17 protein-coding genes are annotated in these 20,259 nt (G+C 57.8%); 12 read left to right on the top strand and 5 right to left on the bottom strand.

Annotation, left to right across the window (positions count from 1 at the left end; all coding sequences use genetic code 11):
- Positions 1 to 5: 5 nt before the first annotated feature.
- The 3 genes from uvrC to AC1MEA_RS22580 all read right to left on the bottom strand — a co-directional run bounded on the left by uvrC (position 6) and on the right by AC1MEA_RS22580 (position 3,021).
- Positions 6 to 1,829: an excinuclease ABC subunit UvrC gene (uvrC, locus tag AC1MEA_RS22570; protein ID WP_219060366.1), complete on the bottom strand. Its 1,824-nt coding sequence runs from the start codon at positions 1,827 to 1,829 to the stop codon at positions 6 to 8.
- Between the two features lies 1 nt (position 1,830).
- A complete protein-coding gene (gene gacA / locus AC1MEA_RS22575) occupies positions 1,831 to 2,475 on the bottom strand; it encodes a response regulator transcription factor GacA (RefSeq protein ID WP_219060124.1) in 645 nt (214 codons plus the stop codon).
- Positions 2,476 to 2,655: 180 nt separating this feature from the next.
- Positions 2,656 to 3,021, bottom strand: coding sequence for a helix-turn-helix domain-containing protein (locus AC1MEA_RS22580; protein WP_219060125.1), 366 nt, complete (start codon positions 3,019 to 3,021; stop codon positions 2,656 to 2,658).
- A gap of 81 nt (positions 3,022 to 3,102) precedes the next feature.
- On the opposite strand from AC1MEA_RS22580, the gene AC1MEA_RS22585 reads away from it, so the two are divergent.
- Positions 3,103 to 3,336: a DNA-binding protein gene (locus AC1MEA_RS22585; RefSeq protein ID WP_219060126.1), complete on the top strand. Its 234-nt coding sequence runs from the start codon at positions 3,103 to 3,105 to the stop codon at positions 3,334 to 3,336.
- Between the two features lie 77 nt (positions 3,337 to 3,413).
- Here the strand turns inward: AC1MEA_RS22585 and AC1MEA_RS22590 are convergent, their stop codons facing one another.
- Positions 3,414 to 3,866, bottom strand: a complete 453-nt coding sequence (locus AC1MEA_RS22590) for a GNAT family N-acetyltransferase (RefSeq protein WP_219060127.1) — start codon at positions 3,864 to 3,866, stop codon at positions 3,414 to 3,416.
- Between the two features lie 697 nt (positions 3,867 to 4,563).
- Between AC1MEA_RS22590 and AC1MEA_RS22595 the strand changes: the two genes are divergently transcribed.
- The 11 genes from AC1MEA_RS22595 (at position 4,564) to AC1MEA_RS22645 (ending at position 18,917) form a co-directional block, all read left to right on the top strand.
- Positions 4,564 to 5,664, top strand: a complete 1,101-nt coding sequence (locus AC1MEA_RS22595; RefSeq protein ID WP_480417477.1) for a 3-deoxy-7-phosphoheptulonate synthase — start codon at positions 4,564 to 4,566, stop codon at positions 5,662 to 5,664.
- A 299-nt stretch (positions 5,665 to 5,963) separates the two neighbouring features.
- On the top strand, positions 5,964 to 6,845 hold the full coding sequence (locus AC1MEA_RS22600; protein WP_480417478.1) for a lipase family alpha/beta hydrolase: 882 nt from the start codon (positions 5,964 to 5,966) through the stop codon (positions 6,843 to 6,845).
- A gap of 106 nt (positions 6,846 to 6,951) precedes the next feature.
- Entirely contained in the window at positions 6,952 to 7,233 is a 282-nt protein-coding gene (locus AC1MEA_RS22605; protein ID WP_219060130.1) for a peptidylprolyl isomerase, read from the top strand.
- 290 nt (positions 7,234 to 7,523) lie between these two features.
- Positions 7,524 to 9,392, top strand: a complete 1,869-nt coding sequence (locus AC1MEA_RS22610; protein WP_480417479.1) for an extracellular solute-binding protein — start codon at positions 7,524 to 7,526, stop codon at positions 9,390 to 9,392.
- The gene (locus AC1MEA_RS22615) at positions 9,393 to 10,466 is read left to right on the top strand and encodes a microcin C ABC transporter permease YejB (RefSeq protein WP_219060132.1); all 1,074 of its coding nucleotides are present in this window, start codon (positions 9,393 to 9,395) and stop codon (positions 10,464 to 10,466) included.
- The gene (locus AC1MEA_RS22620; protein WP_480417480.1) at positions 10,466 to 11,488 is read left to right on the top strand and encodes an ABC transporter permease; all 1,023 of its coding nucleotides are present in this window, start codon (positions 10,466 to 10,468) and stop codon (positions 11,486 to 11,488) included. Before AC1MEA_RS22615 ends, AC1MEA_RS22620 begins: the two co-directional genes overlap by 1 nt.
- Positions 11,466 to 13,094: an ABC transporter ATP-binding protein gene (locus AC1MEA_RS22625; protein WP_219060134.1), complete on the top strand. Its 1,629-nt coding sequence runs from the start codon at positions 11,466 to 11,468 to the stop codon at positions 13,092 to 13,094. The genes AC1MEA_RS22620 and AC1MEA_RS22625 overlap by 23 nt, the downstream gene beginning before the upstream one ends.
- A gap of 2 nt (positions 13,095 to 13,096) precedes the next feature.
- Positions 13,097 to 14,509 (top strand): sigma-54 interaction domain-containing protein, encoded by a 1,413-nt coding sequence (locus AC1MEA_RS22630; RefSeq protein ID WP_219060135.1) that lies wholly within the window; start codon positions 13,097 to 13,099, stop codon positions 14,507 to 14,509.
- A 267-nt stretch (positions 14,510 to 14,776) separates the two neighbouring features.
- The gene (locus AC1MEA_RS22635; protein WP_219060136.1) at positions 14,777 to 16,168 is read left to right on the top strand and encodes a GntP family permease; all 1,392 of its coding nucleotides are present in this window, start codon (positions 14,777 to 14,779) and stop codon (positions 16,166 to 16,168) included.
- Between the two features lie 10 nt (positions 16,169 to 16,178).
- Entirely contained in the window at positions 16,179 to 16,949 is a 771-nt protein-coding gene (locus tag AC1MEA_RS22640; RefSeq protein WP_449633470.1) for a 3-hydroxybutyrate dehydrogenase, read from the top strand.
- Between the two features lie 12 nt (positions 16,950 to 16,961).
- On the top strand, positions 16,962 to 18,917 hold the full coding sequence (locus AC1MEA_RS22645; RefSeq protein ID WP_480417481.1) for an acetoacetate--CoA ligase: 1,956 nt from the start codon (positions 16,962 to 16,964) through the stop codon (positions 18,915 to 18,917).
- Between the two features lie 12 nt (positions 18,918 to 18,929).
- Here AC1MEA_RS22645 and AC1MEA_RS22650 read toward each other — a convergent pair whose 3' ends face one another.
- Entirely contained in the window at positions 18,930 to 20,108 is a 1,179-nt protein-coding gene (locus AC1MEA_RS22650) for a PilT/PilU family type 4a pilus ATPase (RefSeq protein WP_480417482.1), read from the bottom strand.
- Between the last annotated feature and the right edge of the window lie 151 nt (positions 20,109 to 20,259).

A 20,259-nucleotide genomic window follows, 5' to 3' on the forward strand; every position in this document is an offset into this window, starting at 1 on the left:
GCATTCTACTCGCTGTGCAGGTTTGCATAAATCGACTCTGCGAGCTTTTTACTAATTCCGGGTGCTTTGGCTATTTCTTCAACGCTGGCGCGGGACAATTCCTGCAATCCACCGAAGTGTTTGAGCAGGTCGCGGCGCCGAGTCGGGCCGACACCGGCCACGCCCTCAAGAGTCGAGGTGCGCCGTGTCTTCCCGCGTCGCGCGCGATGCCCGGTGATGGCGAAGCGGTGAGCTTCGTCACGGATCTGCTGGATCAGGTGCAATGCCGGAGAATCGCCAGGCAAGGTGAACTCATGCGCAGCGTCGTTGAGGTACAGCGTCTCGAATCCTGCCTTGCGTGTGGCCCCCTTGGCAACGCCCAGCAGGATCAAATCGGGCACCGCCAGTTCGTTCAGTACATCGCGGGCCATGGATAACTGCCCCTTGCCGCCATCTACCAACAGGATATCGGGCAACTTGCCCTCTCCCTCTTTGAGCTTGCTGAAGCGACGAGTCAGGGCCTGGTGCATCGCTGCATAATCGTCGCCAGCCGTGACGCCTTCGATGTTGTAGCGCCGATAATCCGACTTTATCGGCCCTTCTGGACCGAAGACCACGCAGGAAGCGACCGTCGCCTCACCACTGGAGTGACTGATGTCGTAACACTCAAGGCGTTGTGGTGATTCGTCGAGGTTCAATACCTTGGCCAGCGCGTCAAAACGAGCTGTCACGTGCTGACGGTTGGCCAGGCGTGCCGACAATGCCTGCTCGGCATTGGTCACGGCCAATTGTTGCCAGCGCGCCCGCGTACCCCGGACCCGATGACTGATGGTCATTTCATGCCCTCGCAACGCTTCAATCGCGTCGATCAAGGTCGGAAAGTCCTCATGAACCACGTTGACGATAACTTCGCTCGGCAGCTCACGGTCATGCCCCCCCAGGAAATACTGAGCCAGGAATGCTGCCATGACTTCGCCCACCTCCTCCTCGATACCCACCTGAGGAAAAAAGCTCTTGCTGCCCAACACGCGCCCACCGCGCACGCTGATCAAGTGAACACAGGCGCCACCCGGATTGACGAACGCCGCGACCACATCTACGTCGCCGGTTCCGCCGTCCATGCTCTGTTGATCCTGGACACGGCGCAAAAGCGAGATCTGATCACGCAGTTCGGCGGCACGTTCAAAATCCAGGGTCATGGCGGCTTTTTCCATGGCGGCATTAAGCTCGTCAGTCAGCGCGTTGCTGCGTCCCTCGAGAAACATGATCGAGTGCCGCACGTCCTGGGCATATACCTCAGGCTCGACCAGGCCGACACAGGGCCCCTTGCAACGCTTGATCTGGTACTGCAAACACGGACGGGTGCGATTCTTGAAATAGCTGTCTTCGCATTGACGAACCAGAAAGGTTTTTTGCAGCAGACTCAGACTTTCCCGAATAGCACCGGCGCTTGGATACGGACCGAAGTATCGACCTTTGGGCTTCTTTGCGCCGCGATGGATGCTCAGCCGCGGGTAATCACTGTCCGACAGATAGACGTAGGGATAAGACTTATCGTCGCGCAGCAGGATGTTGTAAGGCGGCCGCCACTCCTTGATGAGTGTCTGCTCCAACAGCAGGGCTTCAGTCTCATTGGCGGTGATGGTGGTTTCGATCTGTGCGATTCGAGCGACCAGCGCACCGGTTTTGGGCGCGTGCCCCGTCTTGCGGAAATAGCTGGCAAGCCGCTTTTTCAGATTCTTGGCTTTGCCGACATACAGCAGGCGTGCCTCGGCATCGAACATGCGATACACGCCGGGACGGCCACTGCAGGTTGAAAGAAATGCGCCTGGATCGAACGGTTGGGTCATTTCAGAGACTGGCATCGACCATGCCGTGACGTACCGCCAACAAGGCCAGCTCGACATCGCTGCTGATCGAGAGCTTTTCAAAGATACGGTAACGGTAGGTGTTCACGGTTTTGGGCGACAGGCACAGTTTATCGGAGATAGCCTGGACTTTCTGGCAACCCACGATCATCAGGGCAATCTGAATTTCGCGCTCCGACAGCAGGTCGAACGGCGAATTATTACTTTGCGGCTGAAAAGACTTGAGCGCGAGTTGCTGGGCGATCTGCGGGCTGATATAGCGCTGCCCGGCAAAAACAAGCCGGATGGCCTGAACCATTTCAGCAAGGCCTGCACCCTTGGTCATGTAACCTGCCGCGCCTGCTTGCAACAGCCGGGTCGGGAATGGGTCATCTTCACACACCGTCACAGCCACAACTTTAATGTCGGGATGACTGCGTAGCAACTTGCGGGTTGCTTCCAGACCGCCTATGCCAGGCATCTTGACGTCCATCAACACAACATCGGGTTTTAGCTCACGCGCTTGTTTCAGGGACTCTTCACCTGAATCAGCCTCCCCGACTACCTGCAAGCCATCGATATCGGCCAACATCCGTGTAATGCCTGTTCGAACGAGATCATGGTCATCGACTACTAGCACCCTAATCAAGCAGACACCTCACAAAACGGTCATAACAAAGGCTGTGACCTTAGCAAAAACGGCGCGCAAGACCTAGCCCGAAGCTCGATATTGGTGCAAAGTCGATGCGTGGACAGCGTGTTACACACGCTACCACTAACGTATTCATATATTTGATTTTTTTCTGAAAACCTTAAAAGACAAGCCCGCCTACCCCTCCTCTGACGTTGCCTTATTGTTGGTTGCGTATGACGCAGACAGCTCAGCCATGGTCGTGGTCAGTCGCCTGATGGCGTCCTGGTCTTCTTTATGCAAGGTTCTGAAACTTCCCAGTATTTTTTCTTCCGTCTGGCTCAGGTTATCGACAGGCGTCGGGGTATGGGTGCCGGTGAGTACAAACAAAACGTCCACGCCTCTGGCTGCTACAGCCGCCAGATAATCCGCCTTTGGGGCGCGGTCGCCGCTTTCATACTTTCCCTGAGCATTCGCTTCTACACCACCTATTTCACCAAAAGCTCGTTGAGACAGCCCTAGGCGTTCTCTTTCTTTTCGTAGCCTGGAACCTATTCCACTCATTTGAATGCATAATCCTGTTGACCCCATCCTTACGAATGGTAGAATCGAGCTAAGTTAAACTAATTTGAACGGTTTTGAACTATGCCCGGAATACGCACCGCTGCACAAGCCAAGGCCTGGCTTGAACAACAAGGTAAATCTGTTCAGGAGTTCGCTCGGGAAAACAGCATTGACCCGGCCACTACCTATCAAGTACTTGCAGGGCGCAAAAAAGGTCGGCGCGGAGAAGCTCACAAAGTAGCAGTTTTGCTGGGAATGAAAATCGGCAGCATACCCACCGACAAAGTGTTGGGTCCCGCATTGGCGCTCGACTAACGCCCGCAAACGATGCATCGCCTCACAGTACCTTGGTTGATGTACCTGTTGAAACAGTCTAGACGAAGCGTGGTCGATTACTCTCGGCAAACAGCTGAGCCCTCTAATATACGCTCCATCCAGAACAACGCCTTCTCTTGCCCGACAACCTCGTAGCCCTGCCGTCGATACAATTGCACCGCTGGATTACTTTTAAACACTTTCAGCCGGATGCTCCTGGCCCCTAACGCGTAAGCCATCGACGTTATCTGCCCCATCACCCACCCCCCGATGCCCTCGCCTCGGTAGGGTTCGCACAACTGCACATCGCGCAGATACAAATAGTGCGGCTCCAGGCTGAAACTGAGAAAGCCGACAGGCTTGTCTGCCTTGTTGATGATGAAGCTCTGGCGTGCCTCCCACTCATCATCAAACGACTGCCCCTGCCAAACCCGAGCATATTCGGCGTAATACTCACGCATATTCACCCTCGTCAGCTCACGAGCAAAACTCAGATCGGCAGCGGTGGCCTTGCGAAGCTTCACAGTCATCCCTACCCCCTAGCGCTTCAATCAACCACAGGCACAGCCCTGGCTGATCAGCCTTGCAAATCCCGATTGGCTATCCGTGACAGATCTCCGCCAGCACTGGCAGCACGCAAAAGACGTAGTGTTTTGAGACCCGATGGAAATACCCCATTGAACCCAAAGCCCTGTCTACAGTAAGCTCACTGTACCTACTGGAGAGCCGCCATGTCGCACATCCAATCGCCGAACTGCAATTTTACCAGCGTCCAACGCCCGGTAACGGCAGTGGCTGCGTGGAATGTACAATGCGCAGTCTCCCAGCAGGTCAACTCTTATTTTGGGTATTGGTTTAGCCACTGGCGCGCCTGATACCCATACGGCGCCCACACTAAAAGGGCCGCCAACCAGAGAATTCTCTACCCCCGGCCGGCTACCCGACCGGGGGTTTTGTTTTTTCGGGCCACCAGAAACATCTGCTTGTACTGAATTGCAACCCCATTGAATCGAATCAAGGAACACGACATGAACTACGCCACTTATTACCGCAACGACATCAGCTTCATCTGGCGATTTAGCAGCCTCCGCTCGGGACAGCCTGCCGCCTCCGACCGGTCACTTTCAGGTGGCAAGACAGCACTAAAGGCCAGTACGGCCAATTGTCGAACACCCCAATAGGGCGTCGAGCGCGGAAATCCCCCGCGCCCGCCCAGGAAGCCAGAACATGAACTCATCCGTCGCCGTAAAACCTCTCTCTGACCTGTTGCCCCACAGTGTGACCCTGATCGACAGCGTCCCTGCCCCACAGCGTCTACCCAGCACCCTGCAACTCAAACACCAGTTGCCCCTCGACGTTGCCCTTAGCCATCAGGTTGCAGCCCATCGCCAAGCGGCCCGTGCGATTCTCGACGGTGAAGACTCCCGCCTGTTAGTGATCGTCGGCCCTTGCTCGATCCACGACCCGCGCTCTGCCCTCGAATACGCCGAACGGCTGGCAAAGCTGTCCACTGAGGTCGACGATCAACTGATGCTGGTGATGCGTGCCTACGTCGAAAAACCACGCACCACGGTTGGCTGGAAAGGATTGGCCTACGATCCGCAGCTTGATGGCAGTGACGACATGGCCGGTGGCCTGGCACTGTCCCGCGAACTGATGCGCGACATGCTGCGTATGGGCCTGCCCATCGCCACCGAAATCCTGCAGCCCATGGTAGCCGGTTACTTCGACGATCTGCTCAGTTGGGTGGCCATAGGCGCAAGGACCACCGAATCGCAGATCCATCGGGAAATGGCCAGTGGTTTGGCAATGCCTGTCGGCTTCAAGAACGGCACGGATGGCGGAGTCGCGATTGCTACCGACGCCATGCGTTCAGCGGCGCATGCGCATCGGCATTTCGGCATTGATCGACACGGTCATCCAGCGATCATTGAAACCCGGGGCAACCCGGACACGCACATGGTCTTGCGCGGCGGTCATCGCGGGACTAACTACGACAGTCAAAGCATTGCGAGCGTACGCACCCGCCTGGAAAAGGTCGGCATCCCGACGCGAATCATGGTCGATTGCAGCCACGCCAACAGTGGCAAAGACCCGCTGCGTCAGCCTGAAGTATTCAACGATGTGCTTGAGCAGCGCTTGCAGGGCGACCGGTCGTTGATCGGCATGATGCTGGAAAGCCATCTGTTTGAAGGGTGCCAGCCACTGAGCGAAACCTTGCGTTACGGAGTTTCGGTCACAGATGGTTGCCTGGGCTGGGACGGTACCGAGCAGTTATTGCGCGACGCGGCGACCGCCTTGCGGCGCCAGGCAGCGAGCACATGTTGACCGGAGCAGGAAATCGGCTGGCAGCCCGTAGCCGACCTGCTTTTTTTCAGCCATAAAAAGCATCTGGACCGCGCGGTTATCCCGGCACAGGTTGTCGGGAACCCTCCCGGTCGCTCTCCGAAACAAGACCCGGTGGACGTGCATGCCGCTGCACGCCACGCAGTCTGCCGGACTGGCCCTCAACCACTGAATCAAGCGCCTGTGTCGCCGGCACTACCGAGGCAAAATCCAGGGCCATTGCGACGGCCCATCTGCAGCTAATGTGGTTTGCACATTCCAGGCAAACACACAGGTCAACGATGAACGCTCACGCGACAACAAAATTCCCCATACTGCTGGTCCACGGCCTGTTCGGCTTCGAGCGGATCGGCAACATCACCATTTTTCATGGCATAAAAGAAGCGCTGGAAAACGCCGGCGCCCGGGTGTACGTACCCTCCCTGTCCGGCGCCCACAGCAACGAAGTCCGTGGTGAGCAACTGCTCGTACAGATCGCCCACATCCTGGAGCAAACCGGCTCACAGAAAGTCAATCTGATTGCCCACAGCCAAGGCCCGCTGGCGGCGCGTTATGCCGCCGCGACCCATCCAGAACACATCGCCTCGGTAACTTCTGTCAGCGGCGCCAATCATGGCTCGGAGCTGGCGGACCAGCTGCGTAAGGCTTTTACGCCCGGAGCACTACCGGAAAAAGTTGCTGCCACCCTGATCGCAGGGTTTGCGCACTTTTTGGCCTTGCTCAGCGGTAATCCCCAACTGCCGCAAGACACCCTACAGGCGCTTGACGCATTGACCACAGAAGGCGTTGCCTCATTCAACCAAAAATACCCGCAAGGCCTGCCCGCAACCTGGGGCGGTGAAGGCGCTGAGCAGGTGGACGGTGTGCGTTATTACTCCTGGAGTGGGGTCATCAAAGGAACGCTATTCGAAGAAGGGCACAACATCGTGGACCCGCTGCACTTGGCGTGTCGCAGCTATGCACAACTATTCCAGAACGAGAAAGAGCAAAATGACGGCTTCGTCGGCCGTTACATCTCGCACTTGGGCAAGGTGATCCGCTCGGACTATGCGATGGATCACCTGGACACGGTGAATCAAACTGCAGGCGCAGTGCGAAAAGGCGTCGACCCGATCAAGCTCTATGTGGAACACGCCATGCGGCTTAAAAGCGAAGGTTTATAAAACATCCAAAGCGAAGCTGACCGCTGGGACGCTGGAAGGAACTTTCGCGAGAAATGCCTTCCTTAATCCGGTAGGCTCTTCCTTTTTTTGACAGGAGTACGTTCCCATGGCTAAAGCCACTGCCCGCCACATCCTTGTTGCCAGCGAAGAAAAGTGCAACGAACTGAAAACCCAAATCGAAGCCGGCGCTGATTTCGCCGAAGTCGCCAAAGCCAATTCGAGCTGCCCTTCCAGCCGTCAAGGCGGCGATCTGGGCTCGTTCGGTCCAGGCCAGATGGTTAAGGAATTCGACACTGTCGTGTTCAGCGCGCCAGTCAACGTCGTACAAGGCCCCGTGAAAACCCAGTTCGGTTATCACTTGCTGGAAGTGACCAGCCGCCAGGACTGATAGTCCGCCGCTGATCGCCTCAAACGGCCCGTCTGCCTGACGGGCCGTTTTTATGTGTGCTCCCTCCTCTCCAGAACTCCCCAATGGCCTGGGTTATTCAAGCCATTCATGCCGCCGGGCAAAAAAACAGATTGTGCAACTTCATATGTCAGTGACATCGTTACCGCGCGGCTATTCACTCTCGGCATTCAGACACAATGCAGCCTGTGACCCAGCAGGTTTCTTCAAGGCCTTGGTTTTTTTACCCTTAACCCTGACATTCGCTTGCGGACGTCAGTCAGGATCGAGCAATGCGTTTTGTTTTTTCATCACTGATTTTCGCAGCGCTAGCCTTGATTTCAGGCTTTCAATACGTGTCCGCAGCCCCCCAGCATGCCCTGACTGTCTATGGCGAGCAGCCCAAATATCCAGCCACATTCACCCACTTCGACTACGTCAACCCTGATGCCCCCAAAGGTGGCAGCATGCGTCGTTCGGCGCAGGAAATTGGCCAGTTCGACCACTTGCTGCCCTATATCGACAAGGGCACCGGCGTCTCGCAGCTCAGCGGCCTGCTCTATTCCCCGCTCGCGGTGCGCTCGCTGGACGAGCCCTACACGGTTTACGGTTTGGTCGCGCAGCAGATGGAGCGCAGTGAAGACGGCTTGTCCTTGCGTTTCTTCCTCAATCCCAACGCACGTTTCGCTGATGACACGCCGATAACCGCTGAAGATGTGCGTTACACCTTCAATCTGCTGATGACCCAGGGCAGCCTGCAATACCGCACTCAGTTCGAAGAAGTGAAGAACGTCGAGGTCGAGTCGCCGACACAGATCCGCTTCGACTTCAAAAACAATGATAACCGCACCCTGCCGTTGGATCTGGCCTCACTGCCGGTTTTCCCCGAGCATTGGTGGAAAACCCGCGACTTCGCGAACGGTGGCGGTTTTGAAATTCCGTTGGGCAGCGGTCCCTATAAAGTGAGCAAAGTCGATGCCGGACGTAGCATCACGTTCGAACGCGACCCGAACTGGTGGGGCAAGGACCTGCCGGTCAGCCGCGGTTTCTATAACTTCGATCAGTTCAGCGTCGAATACTTTGGCGACATCGACGTTGCCCGCCAAGTGCTGCGCGGCGGCGCCTACGATTACAACCGTGAGTACTCGGCAACCAGCTACTCCATCGGTTATGACAGCCCAGCCCTGAGCGATGGTCGCTTGCAAAAGGCGCAGTTGGCCAAAGGCGCCATACAGAGCTCGCAGGGGTTTGTTTTCAATCTGCAACGGCCCATGTTTCAAGACCGCCGGGTACGCGAAGCGTTGTCCATGCTCTGGGATTTTGAGTGGAGCAACCGGCAGATGATGCACAACGTGTATGTGCGTCAGAGCAGCTACTTCTCTAATGGACCGCTGGCTGCTGATCACGCCGCCAATGCTGAAGAGTTGAAGATTCTCGAGCCATTGCGCGGCCAGGTTCCGGGCGAGGTATTCACCCAGGTATTCCAGGCGTCGAAAACCGATGGCTCAGGGTTCATCCGCGACAAGCAGTTAAAGGCTCTCGGGCTGCTGGAAGAAGCGGGCTGGATGCCCCAGGGCGACAAGTTGGTCAACGCTGCTGGCGAACCACTGAGTTTCACTTTCCTCAATGGCCAGGCCGGGTTCGAGCGACTGCTACTGCCTTACAAGCGCAATCTGGCGCAAATCGGGGTTACGTTCGACATTCGCCGCATCGACGCTGCGCAGTACCTCAATCGAGTTATGGCCCGGGATTACGACATGATCGTCAGCGGCTATCCTGTGTCGTCCTCGCCCGGAGCGGAGTTATATAACTGCTTCGGCTCCAAAGGCGCCAAGGACCCAGGCTCGAGCAACTACATGGTGTTACAGGACCCCGCTGTCGACAGCCTGATCAGTAATTTGGTCAAGGCCGATAAAAAATCGACCATGGTCAACTACGCCCACGCCCTGGACCGGGTGTTGCAATGGGGTTACTACTGGATTCCCAACTATTACCCGCCTGGCTCGGCCACCGTCTGGTGGAACCGTTTTGGCATTCCAGCCGTGCAGGCGAGCAACGGTGAAGCCGTCGAGACCTGGTGGGAAATCAGCCCGGCTGCGCTGACAAACGAACAATTCGCGGCCAAGCGCGGTGCTTCGGCCAACCCAGCGGAGGTGAATTGAATGCTCGGTTATCTGCTGCGACGGTTGCTACTGATCATCCCCACGCTGCTGTGCATCCTGCTGGTCAATTTTTTTATCGTTCAGGCTGCACCTGGCGGGCCGGTAGAACAGGCGATTGCCCGACTGCAAGGCATCGGCGGCGCCAGCACTGCAGTCGGTGGCGCGGCGGCAGAGTCGGTCGGCGGCAGCAATGCTTCACGCGCCAGTCGCGGCCTTGATCCCAAGCTGATCAAGGAAATTGAACACCAGTATGGCTTTGACAAACCGCTCCACGAACGTCTCTGGCTGATGCTCAAGAACTACGCCCAACTGGATTTTGGCAACAGCTTCTTTCGCGGCGCCAAAGTGACAGACCTGATCCTGCAGAAGATGCCCGTCTCGATATCTCTCGGGCTGTGGGCGACGCTGATCACCTACCTGATCTCGATTCCGCTGGGCATCCGCAAAGCCGTCAAACATGGCAGCCACTTCGATATCTGGAGCAGTACCGCCATCATCATCGGCTATGCCATGCCGGCCTTTCTGTTTGCCATGTTGCTGGTAGTGGTATTTGCCGGTGGCACTTCATTGAACTGGTTCCCGGTGCGCGGCCTGGTGTCGGAAAACTTTCAGCAATTGTCGACCGTGGGCAAGATCGCCGATTACTTCTGGCATCTGGTACTGCCTGTGGCGTCCTTGGTGATCGGCGGTTTTGCCACACTGACCATCCTGACCAAAAACTCGTTTCTCAACGAAGTCACGCGCCAATACGTGGTCACGGCACGGGCCAAGGGGTTAAGCGAGCGTCGCGTGCTGTACGGCCATGTGTTCCGCAACGCCATGTTGCTGGTGGTAGCGGGCATTCCTCAAGCATTCATCAGCGTATTTTTCGCCGGCTCGCTGTTGATCGAAGTGATTTTCTCCCTCGATGGCCTGGGCCGCATGAGCTACGAAGCTGCCGTGTCGCGGGACTATCCGGTGGTATTCGGCTCGTTGTTCATCTTTACCCTGTTCGGCCTCGTGATAAAACTGATCGGCGATGTCTGCTACACGCTGGTCGACCCTCGAATCGATTTCAGTGCGAGGAACGCCTGATGTTCAGACTTTCCCCACTAGGCCGCCGCCGCTTCGATCGCTTTCGCCACAACCGTCGAGGCTGGTGGGCACTATGGCTATTCGTCGGGCTGTTCCTGCTGACCCTGGGCGGCGAATTGATCGCCAACGACAAGCCGCTGGTACTCAGTTACCAGCATTCGTTGTATTTCCCGGCGTTCAAACGCTACACCGAGCAGGAATTCGGCGGACAACTGCCCTTCCAGCCGGATTACCGAAGCGATTACGTGCGCACGTTAATCGCCAAGGACGGTGGCTGGATGCTGTTCCCGCCCATTCCTTTTAGCGACGACACTCCCAACTATGAGCTGACCCGTCCAGCGCCCAGCCCACCGACCACCACCAACTGGCTGGGCACCGACGACCAGTCGCGCGACGTGCTGGCACGGGTGATTTTCGGGGCGCGAGTGTCGATCCTGTTTGCCTTGGCCCTGACCTTTATCAGCACGCTGATCGGCATTGCAGCTGGCGCGCTGCAAGGCTATTACGGGGGCTGGGTTGATTTGATCGGCCAGCGCTTGCTGGAAGTCTGGTCCGGCCTGCCGGTGCTTTATCTGCTGATCATTCTGTCGGGGTTTGTCGAACCGAATTTCTGGTGGCTCCTGGGGATCATGGCGCTTTTCTCCTGGCTGACCTTGGTGGATGTGGTGCGCGCCGAATTCCTGCGAGGACGCAACCTGGAATACGTCAAGGCAGCCCGAGCGCTGGGCCTGGATGACAGCAAGGTGATCATGCGCCATATCCTGCCCAACGCCATGAACGCCACATTGAGCTACCTGCCGTTTATTCTGACCGGGGCGATCTCGACCCTGACCGCGCTGGATTTTCTCGGGTTCGGCATGCCTGCGGGCAGCGCCTCTTTGGGCGAACTGATCGGTCAGGGCAAGCAGAACCTACAAGCCCCCTGGCTCGGCCTGACGGCGTTCTTCACCCTGGCGCTCATCCTGTCCCTACTGGTTTTTATTGGCGAAGCGTTACGTGATGCCTTCGACCCGAGGTCTTGAAATGTCAGACACTCTGTCTGCAACGTCCGACAACCTGATTGAAATTCGCGACCTGACTGTCGCCTTCAATGGGCAGACCGTGGTCAACAACCTGAGCCTGGATATCCCGATCGGTGAGTGTCTGGCGCTAGTAGGTGAATCGGGCTCGGGCAAGTCGGTGACCGCCCACTCGATCCTGCAACTGCTGCCCAAAAGCGGCACGCAGACCACGGGGAGTATCCGTTATCGCGGCCAGCAGTTGATCGGTGCCGATGACAAAGCCCTGCGCGAACTCCGCGGCAACCGCATTGCCATGATTTTCCAGGAGCCGATGACCTCGCTCAACCCTTTGCACACGGTGTCCAAACAGATCGGCGAAACGTTGCTGCTGCACAAGGGCCTGAGCGGCAAAGCAGCCCAATGGCGAATTCTCGAACTGCTGGAACTGGTGGGCATCCAGCATCCACAAAAGCGCCTAAAAGCCTACCCGCATCAACTGTCCGGCGGCCAACGGCAGCGGGTGATGATCGCCATGGCACTGGCCTGCGAGCCTGAACTGCTGATTGCCGACGAGCCAACCACGGCCCTTGATGTGACGGTGCAACGCAAGATTCTGCTGCTGCTCAAGGAACTGCAACAACGCCTGAACATGTCGCTGTTGCTGATCAGCCATGACCTCAATCTGGTGCACAGCATCGCCCAGCGCGTGTGCGTGATGCGCGCGGGTGAAATCGTCGAGCAGTCCAACTGCCATCTGCTGTTCAAACATCCACAGCACCCTTACAGTCGACTGCTGCTCGATGCTGAGCCTGCCGGCGAACCTCTGCCACGGGATAGCCGTGAGAAGGTGCTGCAGGTCGACAACTTGAGCGTGTGGTTTTCCATGGCAGGCGGCATTTTTGGTCGCCATAAGGAATACCTCAAGGCCGTCGACGACATCAGCCTTAGCATCCAGCGCGGCAAGACCCTGGGCATCGTCGGTGAGTCGGGCTCGGGCAAGTCCACGTTGGGCCAGGCGATCCTGCGGCTGGTCGAGTCGCGCGGCAGCATCCGCTTTCAGGGGCACGCGCTGGACGGCTTGAACCACAAGCAGATGCGGCCTTGGCGCAAGCAGATGCAAGTGGTATTCCAGGACCCCTACGGCAGCCTGAGCCCACGCATGTCGGTTGAGCAGATCATCAGCGAAGGCCTCGAAGTTCACAGCGAACTCAGTCCAGCGCAGTGCGAAGCTGAAGTGATTCGGGTACTTGAAGAGGTCGGCCTTGACCCGCAAAGCCGCCATCGCTACCCGCATGAGTTTTCCGGCGGGCAGCGCCAGCGCATCGCCATCGCCCGCGCGCTGGTGCTCAAGCCGGCCCTGATTCTGCTCGACGAGCCGACCTCTGCGCTTGACCGCACCGTACAGAAACAAGTCGTCGCGCTGCTGCGTCAGCTCCAGGAAAAACACGGCCTGACCTACCTGTTCATCAGTCACGACCTGGCGGTGGTTAGAGCCCTTGCTCACGACCTGATCGTGATCAAGGACGGCAAAGTCGTTGAGCATGGCGCCAGCCATGATGTGTTCGATTCGCCGCAACACCCGTACACCAAGGAGTTGCTGGCAGCGGCTCATCCGGAGTTCGCTTGACCATGAAAGACAGTGACAGCCTCAAGGATTACACGCGAGTACGGCGGCTGGCGATTCGTTCGTTGTTCGAGATTATCGAGCAGTCCAGCGAAGGCACGGTCATCGTCGATAAAGAAGCACGCATCGTCTGGATCAACGAGCGTTATGCCCGACGCTTTGGGCTGCAAGACGCCAGCCTGGCGGTGGGCCAGCCCTGTGAAAGCGTGATTCCGGGCAGCCTGTTGCGCGAGGTGGTCAACAACGGCCGGCCAATCCTCCTGGACATGATGGACACGGCCAAGGACCCGTTGGTGGTGATGCGCTTGCCGATCCATGACGATGCCGGCGCGGTCATCGGCGCAATCGGCTTTGCCCTGTTTGACGAACTGCACGCCCTGTCGCCCCTGCTCAAACGCTACCTGAGCATGCAAGAAGAACTGGCGTCCACCCGCTCTTTACTGCGCGCGCGACAAGCCAAATACAGCTTCGCCCACTTTATCGGCACCAGCGCAGCCAGCCTGGAAGTCAAACGCCGGGCGCGACGCAGCGCGAGCACCGAATCACCGATTTTATTGCTGGGCGAAACCGGCACCGGCAAAGAACTGTTGGCGCATGCAATCCACAGCGCTTCACCCAGGGCACACAAAGCCTTCGTCAGCATCAACAGCGCAGCCATTCCGGAAACCCTGCTGGAAGCCGAGTTCTTCGGCACCGCACCCGGCGCGTTTACCGGTGCTGACCGGAAAGGTCGGCCCGGCAAGCTGAAGATAGCTCAAGGCGGCACGCTGTTTCTCGATGAAATCGGGGACATGCCATTGCCCCTGCAAAGCAAATTGCTGCGGGTACTGCAAGAAAAGGAATACGAACCGGTCGGCTCGAATGAGGTGATTCAGAGCGATATCCGTCTGATCGCGGCGACCTCGACCGACCTTGAAGCGGCAATCAAGCGTGGCGAGTTTCGCGCCGACCTGTATTACCGCCTGAGCGTCCTGCCCATCAAGGTTCCACCGCTGCGAGATCGCCTGGACGACCTGCCCGCGCTCAGCGAAGCCATTCTGGAGGAACTGCGCAGCCAGCACGAACTGGACCACGAGGCCCTCACCCTGCTCGGCCAACATGCCTGGCCAGGCAATATCCGCGAACTGCAAAACGTCCTGGAGCGCGCCGCCTTACTGAGCGACGACCTGATCCTCGATGCCAACGAGATTCGGGCCGCCATCGGCACCCTTGTTCCAGTGAGCACACCCGCGATACCTCAAGGCCCTGCTGAATTAGAAACGTTCAGCGCTGCCCGTGAGCGATGTGATCGGCAATTGATTGAATCGACACTGTCGCGCTGTAAGGGAAATGTCATTGAAGCGGCCAAGCAGCTTGGACTAGGACGTTCTACGCTGTACAAAAAAATGACAGCGCTGGGGATTGTAGAGTCTCTTTAAAGAGATTTTAGTCTCTTTAAGGAGATGTGCATTTCATAGATGATCCTCATCGCGGGCAAGCCCGCTCCTACATGGAAAACACCATCAGTGTAGGAGCGCGCTTGCCCGCGATGTCTCTGTTAAGAGACAAAAAAAGCGCTCTTATTTCCAGCAAAAAATAAATAACCAATAAATTCATACACTTAGCGTAATGGCACGAAACTAGCTATACCTCATGCAGCGCGGTTCAACCGCAGCCAAAAAAACAATAACAACAGGAGACACTCAATGAGTGTAATCATCGCCTTAGCGGCCCTCGGGCTGTTGATGCTCGCTGCATACCGTGGCTATAGCGTTATCCTCTTCGCCCCCATTGCCGCCCTTGGCGCGGTGTTGTTGACCGATCCTTCGGCCGTAGCCCCTGCGTTTAGCGGGGTGTTCATGGAAAAAATGGTCGGCTTCGTCAAACTCTACTTCCCCGTCTTTCTGCTCGGCGCCGTGTTCGGCAAATTGATTGAGCTGTCGGGATTCTCCCGCTCCATCGTCGCCGCAGCCATCCGGTTGCTGGGCACACGACAGGCCATGTTGGTGATCGTACTGGTCTGCGCCCTGCTCACCTACGGCGGTGTTTCCCTGTTCGTGGTGGTGTTCGCGGTGTATCCGTTTGCTGCCGAGATGTTCCGCCAGAGCGACATTCCCAAACGCTTGATTCCAGCCACCATCGCCCTGGGTGCGTTTTCCTTCACCATGGACGCCCTGCCCGGCACCCCACAGATCCAGAACATCATCCCCACGACCTTCTTCAATACCACCGCCTGGGCTGCACCGTGGCTGGGATTGGTCGGCACGCTGTTCGTGTTCTGCACCGGCATGCTGTATTTGCAGCGCCAACGTAACAAGGCTCAGCGCGCTGGCGAAGGCTACGGCACCGAACTGCGCAACGAGCCGGAAACCGCCGAGAACATCAAACTGCCCAACCCATGGATCGCGCTGTCGCCACTCTTGCTGGTAGGCATCATGAACCTGCTGTTTACCCGCTGGATCCCACAGTGGTATGGCAAGACCCACACCCTCAGCCTGCCAGGCATGGCGACACCGGTGCAAACCGAAATCGCCAAACTGACCGCGATCTGGGCAGTTGAAGCGGCCCTGCTGATCGGCATTCTGGCGGTGTTGGCGTTCGGCTTTAACGCCATTCGCGGCAAGCTGGCCGAAGGCAGCAGAAGTGCCGTCAGCGGTGCACTGCTCGCTGCGATGAACACGGCGTCGGAATACGGCTTTGGTGCGGTGATTGCCTCCCTGCCCGGGTTCCTGGTACTCGCCGATTGGCTGAAAAGCATTCCCAACCCGTTGGTCAATGAAGCCATCACCGTGACGTTACTGGCGGGCATCACCGGTTCGGCATCGGGTGGCATGAGCATCGCATTAGCGGCCATGTCCGACAGCTTTATCGCAGCGGCCCACGCGGCCAACATCCCGCTGGAAGTGCTGCACCGCGTGGCCTCCATGGCCAGCGGCGGCATGGACACCCTGCCGCACAACGGCGCAGTGATTACCTTGCTGGCGGTCACCGGCCTGACCCACCGCGAGGCCTATCGAGACATATTCAGCATCACGATTATCAAAACATTGGCGGTCTTCGTTGTGATCGGCACTTTCTACGCCACCGGCATCGTTTGAGGAATTGCACATGAGTCTTCAAGGAAAAACCGCACTGGTCACCGGCTCCACCAGCGGCATCGGCCTGGGCATCGCCCTGAGCCTGGCCAAAGCGGGCGCCAACCTGATACTCAACGGCTTCGGCGATGCCACAACCGTACTGGCCGAGGTCAGACAGTTTGGCGGCAAGGTCGGCCACCATCCAGCGGATGTCAGCGACCCCGCACAGATCGCCGACATGATCGCCTACGCCGAGCGCGAGTTCGGTGGCGTCGATATTCTGATCAACAACGCGGGTATCCAGTATGTGGCCCCGGTGGAAGAGTTCCCGGTGGAGCGCTGGGACTCGATCATCGCGATCAACCTGTCATCCGTGTTCCATAGCACCCGCCTGTGCCTGCCGGGAATGCGCACCAAGGGATGGGGGCGCATCGTCAACATCGCGTCAGTGCATGGCTTGGTGGGCTCAACCGGCAAGGCAGCCTATGTCGCCGCCAAGCATGGGGTGATCGGCTTGACCAAAGTGGTCGGGCTGGAAACCGCTGCCAGCCATATCACCTGCAACGCGATTTGCCCCGGCTGGGTGCTGACGCCGCTGGTGCAGCAACAAATCGACGCCCGCGGCGCCGTTGATGGCGACCTGGAAAAAGCCAAACATGATTTGCTGGCGGAGAAACAGCCTTCGCTGGAGTTCGTCACGCCGCCGCAATTGGGCGAACTGGTGCTGTTCCTCTGCAGTGAGGCCGGGAGCCAGGTGCGTGGTGCCGCGTGGAACATCGATGGCGGCTGGTTGGCGCAGTAAACGGAGCGGACCATGACTGAAGCACTTTGGACCCCGAGCGCGCAGCGAATGGGTGCCACGCGCATGGACGCCTTTCGGCGTTTCATCAATCAGCGCCACGGCCTTGAGCTGCATGATTACTCGGCACTGCACCCGTGGAGTATCGACCAGCGCGAAAATTTTTGGCAGGCGATTGTCGATGTGTTCGGCATTGAATTCCACGCGTCGCCCAGCGCTGTGCTTATCGAAGGCCCGCGGATGCCCAGCGCCCAGTGGTTTCCGGGCGCAACGCTGAATTTCGCCGAACACTTGCTGCGCCGTCGCGACGATTACCCCGCAGTGATCTCCGTGAGTGAAGATGGCCAGCGGATGCAGTTGACCTACGCCGAACTGGCCGCGCATGTCGCTGGCTTGCAACAGAGCTTGCGGGCTGTGGGTGTTGGCGTGGGCGACCGCGTGGCGGCCTGTATGCCCAATACCTGGCAGACATTGGTTGCCATGCTCGCCACCACCAGTCTTGGGGCGATCTGGTCCTGTTCATCTCCAGACTTCGGCACCCAGGGCGTAATCGATCGCTTCGGTCAGATCGAACCGAAAGTCCTGCTCACCTGTGCGGGCTATCACTACGCTGGCAAGTCCATTGACCAGACCGCCAAGGTCAATGAGATTCTCGAAAGACTGCCCTCTCTGCAACAACTGATCATCGTGCCCTACGCTCGCCCGGAAGCCCGAGTGGAGGATTTCCAGACACCGGCCAACGTGGCGCTATGGAATGACTTCTACTCCATCGGTGGCGAGCCCTACTTCGTTGCGGTGCCTTTTGCCCACCCGCTGTATATTCTTTATTCGAGCGGCACCACCGGCGTGCCCAAATGCATCATCCACAGCGCGGGCGGCGTGCTGTTGCAGCACGTCAAAGAACAAGGCCTGCACGCCGATCTGGGACGTGACGATTGCCTGTTCTACTACACCACCTGCGGCTGGATGATGTGGAACTGGCTGGTCTCTGGCCTGGCGTTGGGGGCGACGGTCGTCCTTTACGACGGCTCGCCGTTTTACCCTGGTCCGCAGCGGCTGATGGACTTGATAGACGATGAAAACATCAGCGTATTCGGCACCAGTGCCAAATACCTCGCGGAACTGGAAAGGCACGCGATCCAGCCCCGTTTAACCCATCGCCTGACGCGACTCAAAACCCTGCTGTCCACGGGCTCACCGCTGGCGGCGAGCAGTTACGATTACGTTTACCGCGAAATCAAAGAAGACTTGTGTCTGTCGTCGATTTCCGGCGGCACCGACATCGTGTCCTGCTTCGTCATCGGTAACCCGGTATTGCCCGTGTATCGTGGCGAAATGCAGTGCAAAAGCCTGGGCATGGCGGTAGAGGTCTGGAATGACGATGGACAACGGGTAATTGGCGAGAAAGGTGAACTGGTCTGCACCCGGCATTTTCCGGCGATCCCCATCGGTTTCTGGAACGACCCACAGCACGAAAAACTCTTGGCGACCTATTTCACCCAGTTCCCCGGCGTCTGGGCGCATGGTGACTACGCCGAAGAAACCGAGCGTGGAAGCATGATCATTCACGGGCGTTCGGACGCCGTGCTCAACCCCGGCGGCGTGCGCATAGGCACCGCAGAAATTTACCGTCAGGTGGAAAAAGTCGAGCACGTGCTCGAGAGCATTGCTATTGGCCAGCGCTGGAAAGACGATGTGCGGGTGGTGCTGTTCGTCCGCTTGCAGGACGGGCTGCACTTGACACCAGAGCTGGAGCAGGAGATCCGTCAGGTGATCCGCGCCAACACCACCCCGCGTCATGTACCCGCGAAAATTGTCGCTGTCACTGACATCCCTCGCACCATCAGCGGCAAGATCGTCGAGCTGGCGGTGCGCAATGTGGTACATGGCCAGCCGGTGAAGAATACCGATGCGCTGGCCAATCCACACGCGCTGGAGCAGTTTCGGAATCGAGACGAGCTAAACAGCTAGCTCGCCAGTCGATCAGCCACGACGCGGACCACCGTCGTCCCTTTCATCCACCAACCCCCAGTTTGCAACATCCACTTCGGCGGCCGGTTCGGGCGCCGCCGGGGCTGAGGTTATCTGCGTCGGAGGGCCATTTTCGCGGTGCAGTTTGAGGCGCAGACGCACGTTATTCATGGAGTCGGCATTCGTCAGGGCTTCCTCTTCACTGATGACGCCCTCAATCACCAGATCGAACAACGCGCTGTCGAACGTTTGCATGCCAAGGTTGATCGACTTTTCCATGATGCCTTTGAGCTCGCCCAGCTCATTGCGCTGGATGAAGTCGCGAATGGTCGGCGTGCCCAGCATCACTTCGACAGCGGCCCGTCGCTTGCCATCCAGGGTTTTGACCAGCCGCTGGGAAACGAATGCTTTGAGGTTGTTACCCAAATCATGCAACAGCTGCTGGCGACGCTCTTCCGGGAAGAAGTTGATGATCCGGTCCAGCGCCTGGTTGGCGTTGTTGGCGTGCAAGGTCGAAATAGCCAAGTGACCGGTGTCGGCAAAGGCCAGGGCATGTTCCATGGTTTCGCGGTCACGGATTTCACCGATCAGAATCACATCCGGCGCCTGACGCAAGGTGTTCTTCAACGCTGCGTGAAAACTGCGTGTATCCACTCCCACTTCACGCTGATTGATGATCGACTTTTTGTGCCGATGGATATATTCCACCGGGTCTTCAATCGTGATGATGTGGCCACTGCTATTGCGATTACGGTAGTCAATCAAAGCCGCCAGCGACGTGGACTTACCCGAACCCGTGGCACCGACGAACAGGACCAGACCGTGCTTTTCCATCACGACATCGAGGAGGATCGGCGGCAGGTGCAAATCTTCGAAGCGGGGAATGTCCAGTTTGATGTTACGCGCCACGAGCGAGACTTCGTTGCGCTGCTTGAAAATGTTGATCCGAAAACGTCCGATCCCGGCCAGCGACACCGCCAGGTTCATTTCCAGCTCACGCTCGAACTCAAGCTTTTGCTCCGAGTCCATGATGCTGGCGGCGACTATCGCTACCTCTCCACCCTTCAAGGCTTCGGTGCTCAGGGGCCTGAGCACGCCATTGAATTTGGCGCAGGGAGGTGCGCCGGTCGACAGGTAAAGGTCCGATCCGTCCTGGCTGGCCAGAATTTTCAACAGTGCCGGGAAATCCATGAGCAGCATCCGCACGAAATAGGGTAAATGAAAGCTTGCAGGGAGTTGAGGCAGCTTGTGTACCTGTCTGACGGCCCCTAGCTTGAATTGATAACGCTTCCGGCGCAAATCGATATGGGTGTTCTGGCGGACAAGTCTGAGGAAATGATCA

It is taken from the genome of Pseudomonas sp. ASL8, from assembly GCF_056680355.1.

Bases quoted from the DNA above. Each gene is read 5' to 3' on its own strand.
- AC1MEA_RS22615 (WP_219060132.1), top strand. From the start codon at position 9,393: ATGCTCGGTTATCTGCTGCGACGGTTGCTACTGATCATCCCCACGCTG.
- AC1MEA_RS22600 (WP_480417478.1), top strand. From the start codon at position 5,964: ATGAACGCTCACGCGACAACAAAATTCCCCATACTGCTGGTCCACGGC.
- AC1MEA_RS22590 (WP_219060127.1), bottom strand. From the start codon at position 3,866: ATGACTGTGAAGCTTCGCAAGGCCACCGCTGCCGATCTGAGTTTTGCT.
- AC1MEA_RS22640 (WP_449633470.1), top strand. From the start codon at position 16,179: ATGAGTCTTCAAGGAAAAACCGCACTGGTCACCGGCTCCACCAGCGGC.
- AC1MEA_RS22585 (WP_219060126.1), top strand. From the start codon at position 3,103: ATGCCCGGAATACGCACCGCTGCACAAGCCAAGGCCTGGCTTGAACAA.
- uvrC (WP_219060366.1), bottom strand. From the start codon at position 1,829: ATGACCCAACCGTTCGATCCAGGCGCATTTCTTTCAACCTGCAGTGGC.
- AC1MEA_RS22635 (WP_219060136.1), top strand. From the start codon at position 14,777: ATGAGTGTAATCATCGCCTTAGCGGCCCTCGGGCTGTTGATGCTCGCT.
- AC1MEA_RS22650 (WP_480417482.1), bottom strand. From the start codon at position 20,108: ATGGATTTCCCGGCACTGTTGAAAATTCTGGCCAGCCAGGACGGATCG.
- AC1MEA_RS22610 (WP_480417479.1), top strand. From the start codon at position 7,524: ATGCGTTTTGTTTTTTCATCACTGATTTTCGCAGCGCTAGCCTTGATT.
- AC1MEA_RS22625 (WP_219060134.1), top strand. From the start codon at position 11,466: ATGCCTTCGACCCGAGGTCTTGAAATGTCAGACACTCTGTCTGCAACG.
- AC1MEA_RS22645 (WP_480417481.1), top strand. From the start codon at position 16,962: ATGACTGAAGCACTTTGGACCCCGAGCGCGCAGCGAATGGGTGCCACG.
- AC1MEA_RS22620 (WP_480417480.1), top strand. From the start codon at position 10,466: ATGTTCAGACTTTCCCCACTAGGCCGCCGCCGCTTCGATCGCTTTCGC.
- AC1MEA_RS22630 (WP_219060135.1), top strand. From the start codon at position 13,097: ATGAAAGACAGTGACAGCCTCAAGGATTACACGCGAGTACGGCGGCTG.
- AC1MEA_RS22595 (WP_480417477.1), top strand. From the start codon at position 4,564: ATGAACTCATCCGTCGCCGTAAAACCTCTCTCTGACCTGTTGCCCCAC.
- AC1MEA_RS22605 (WP_219060130.1), top strand. From the start codon at position 6,952: ATGGCTAAAGCCACTGCCCGCCACATCCTTGTTGCCAGCGAAGAAAAG.
- AC1MEA_RS22580 (WP_219060125.1), bottom strand. From the start codon at position 3,021: ATGAGTGGAATAGGTTCCAGGCTACGAAAAGAAAGAGAACGCCTAGGG.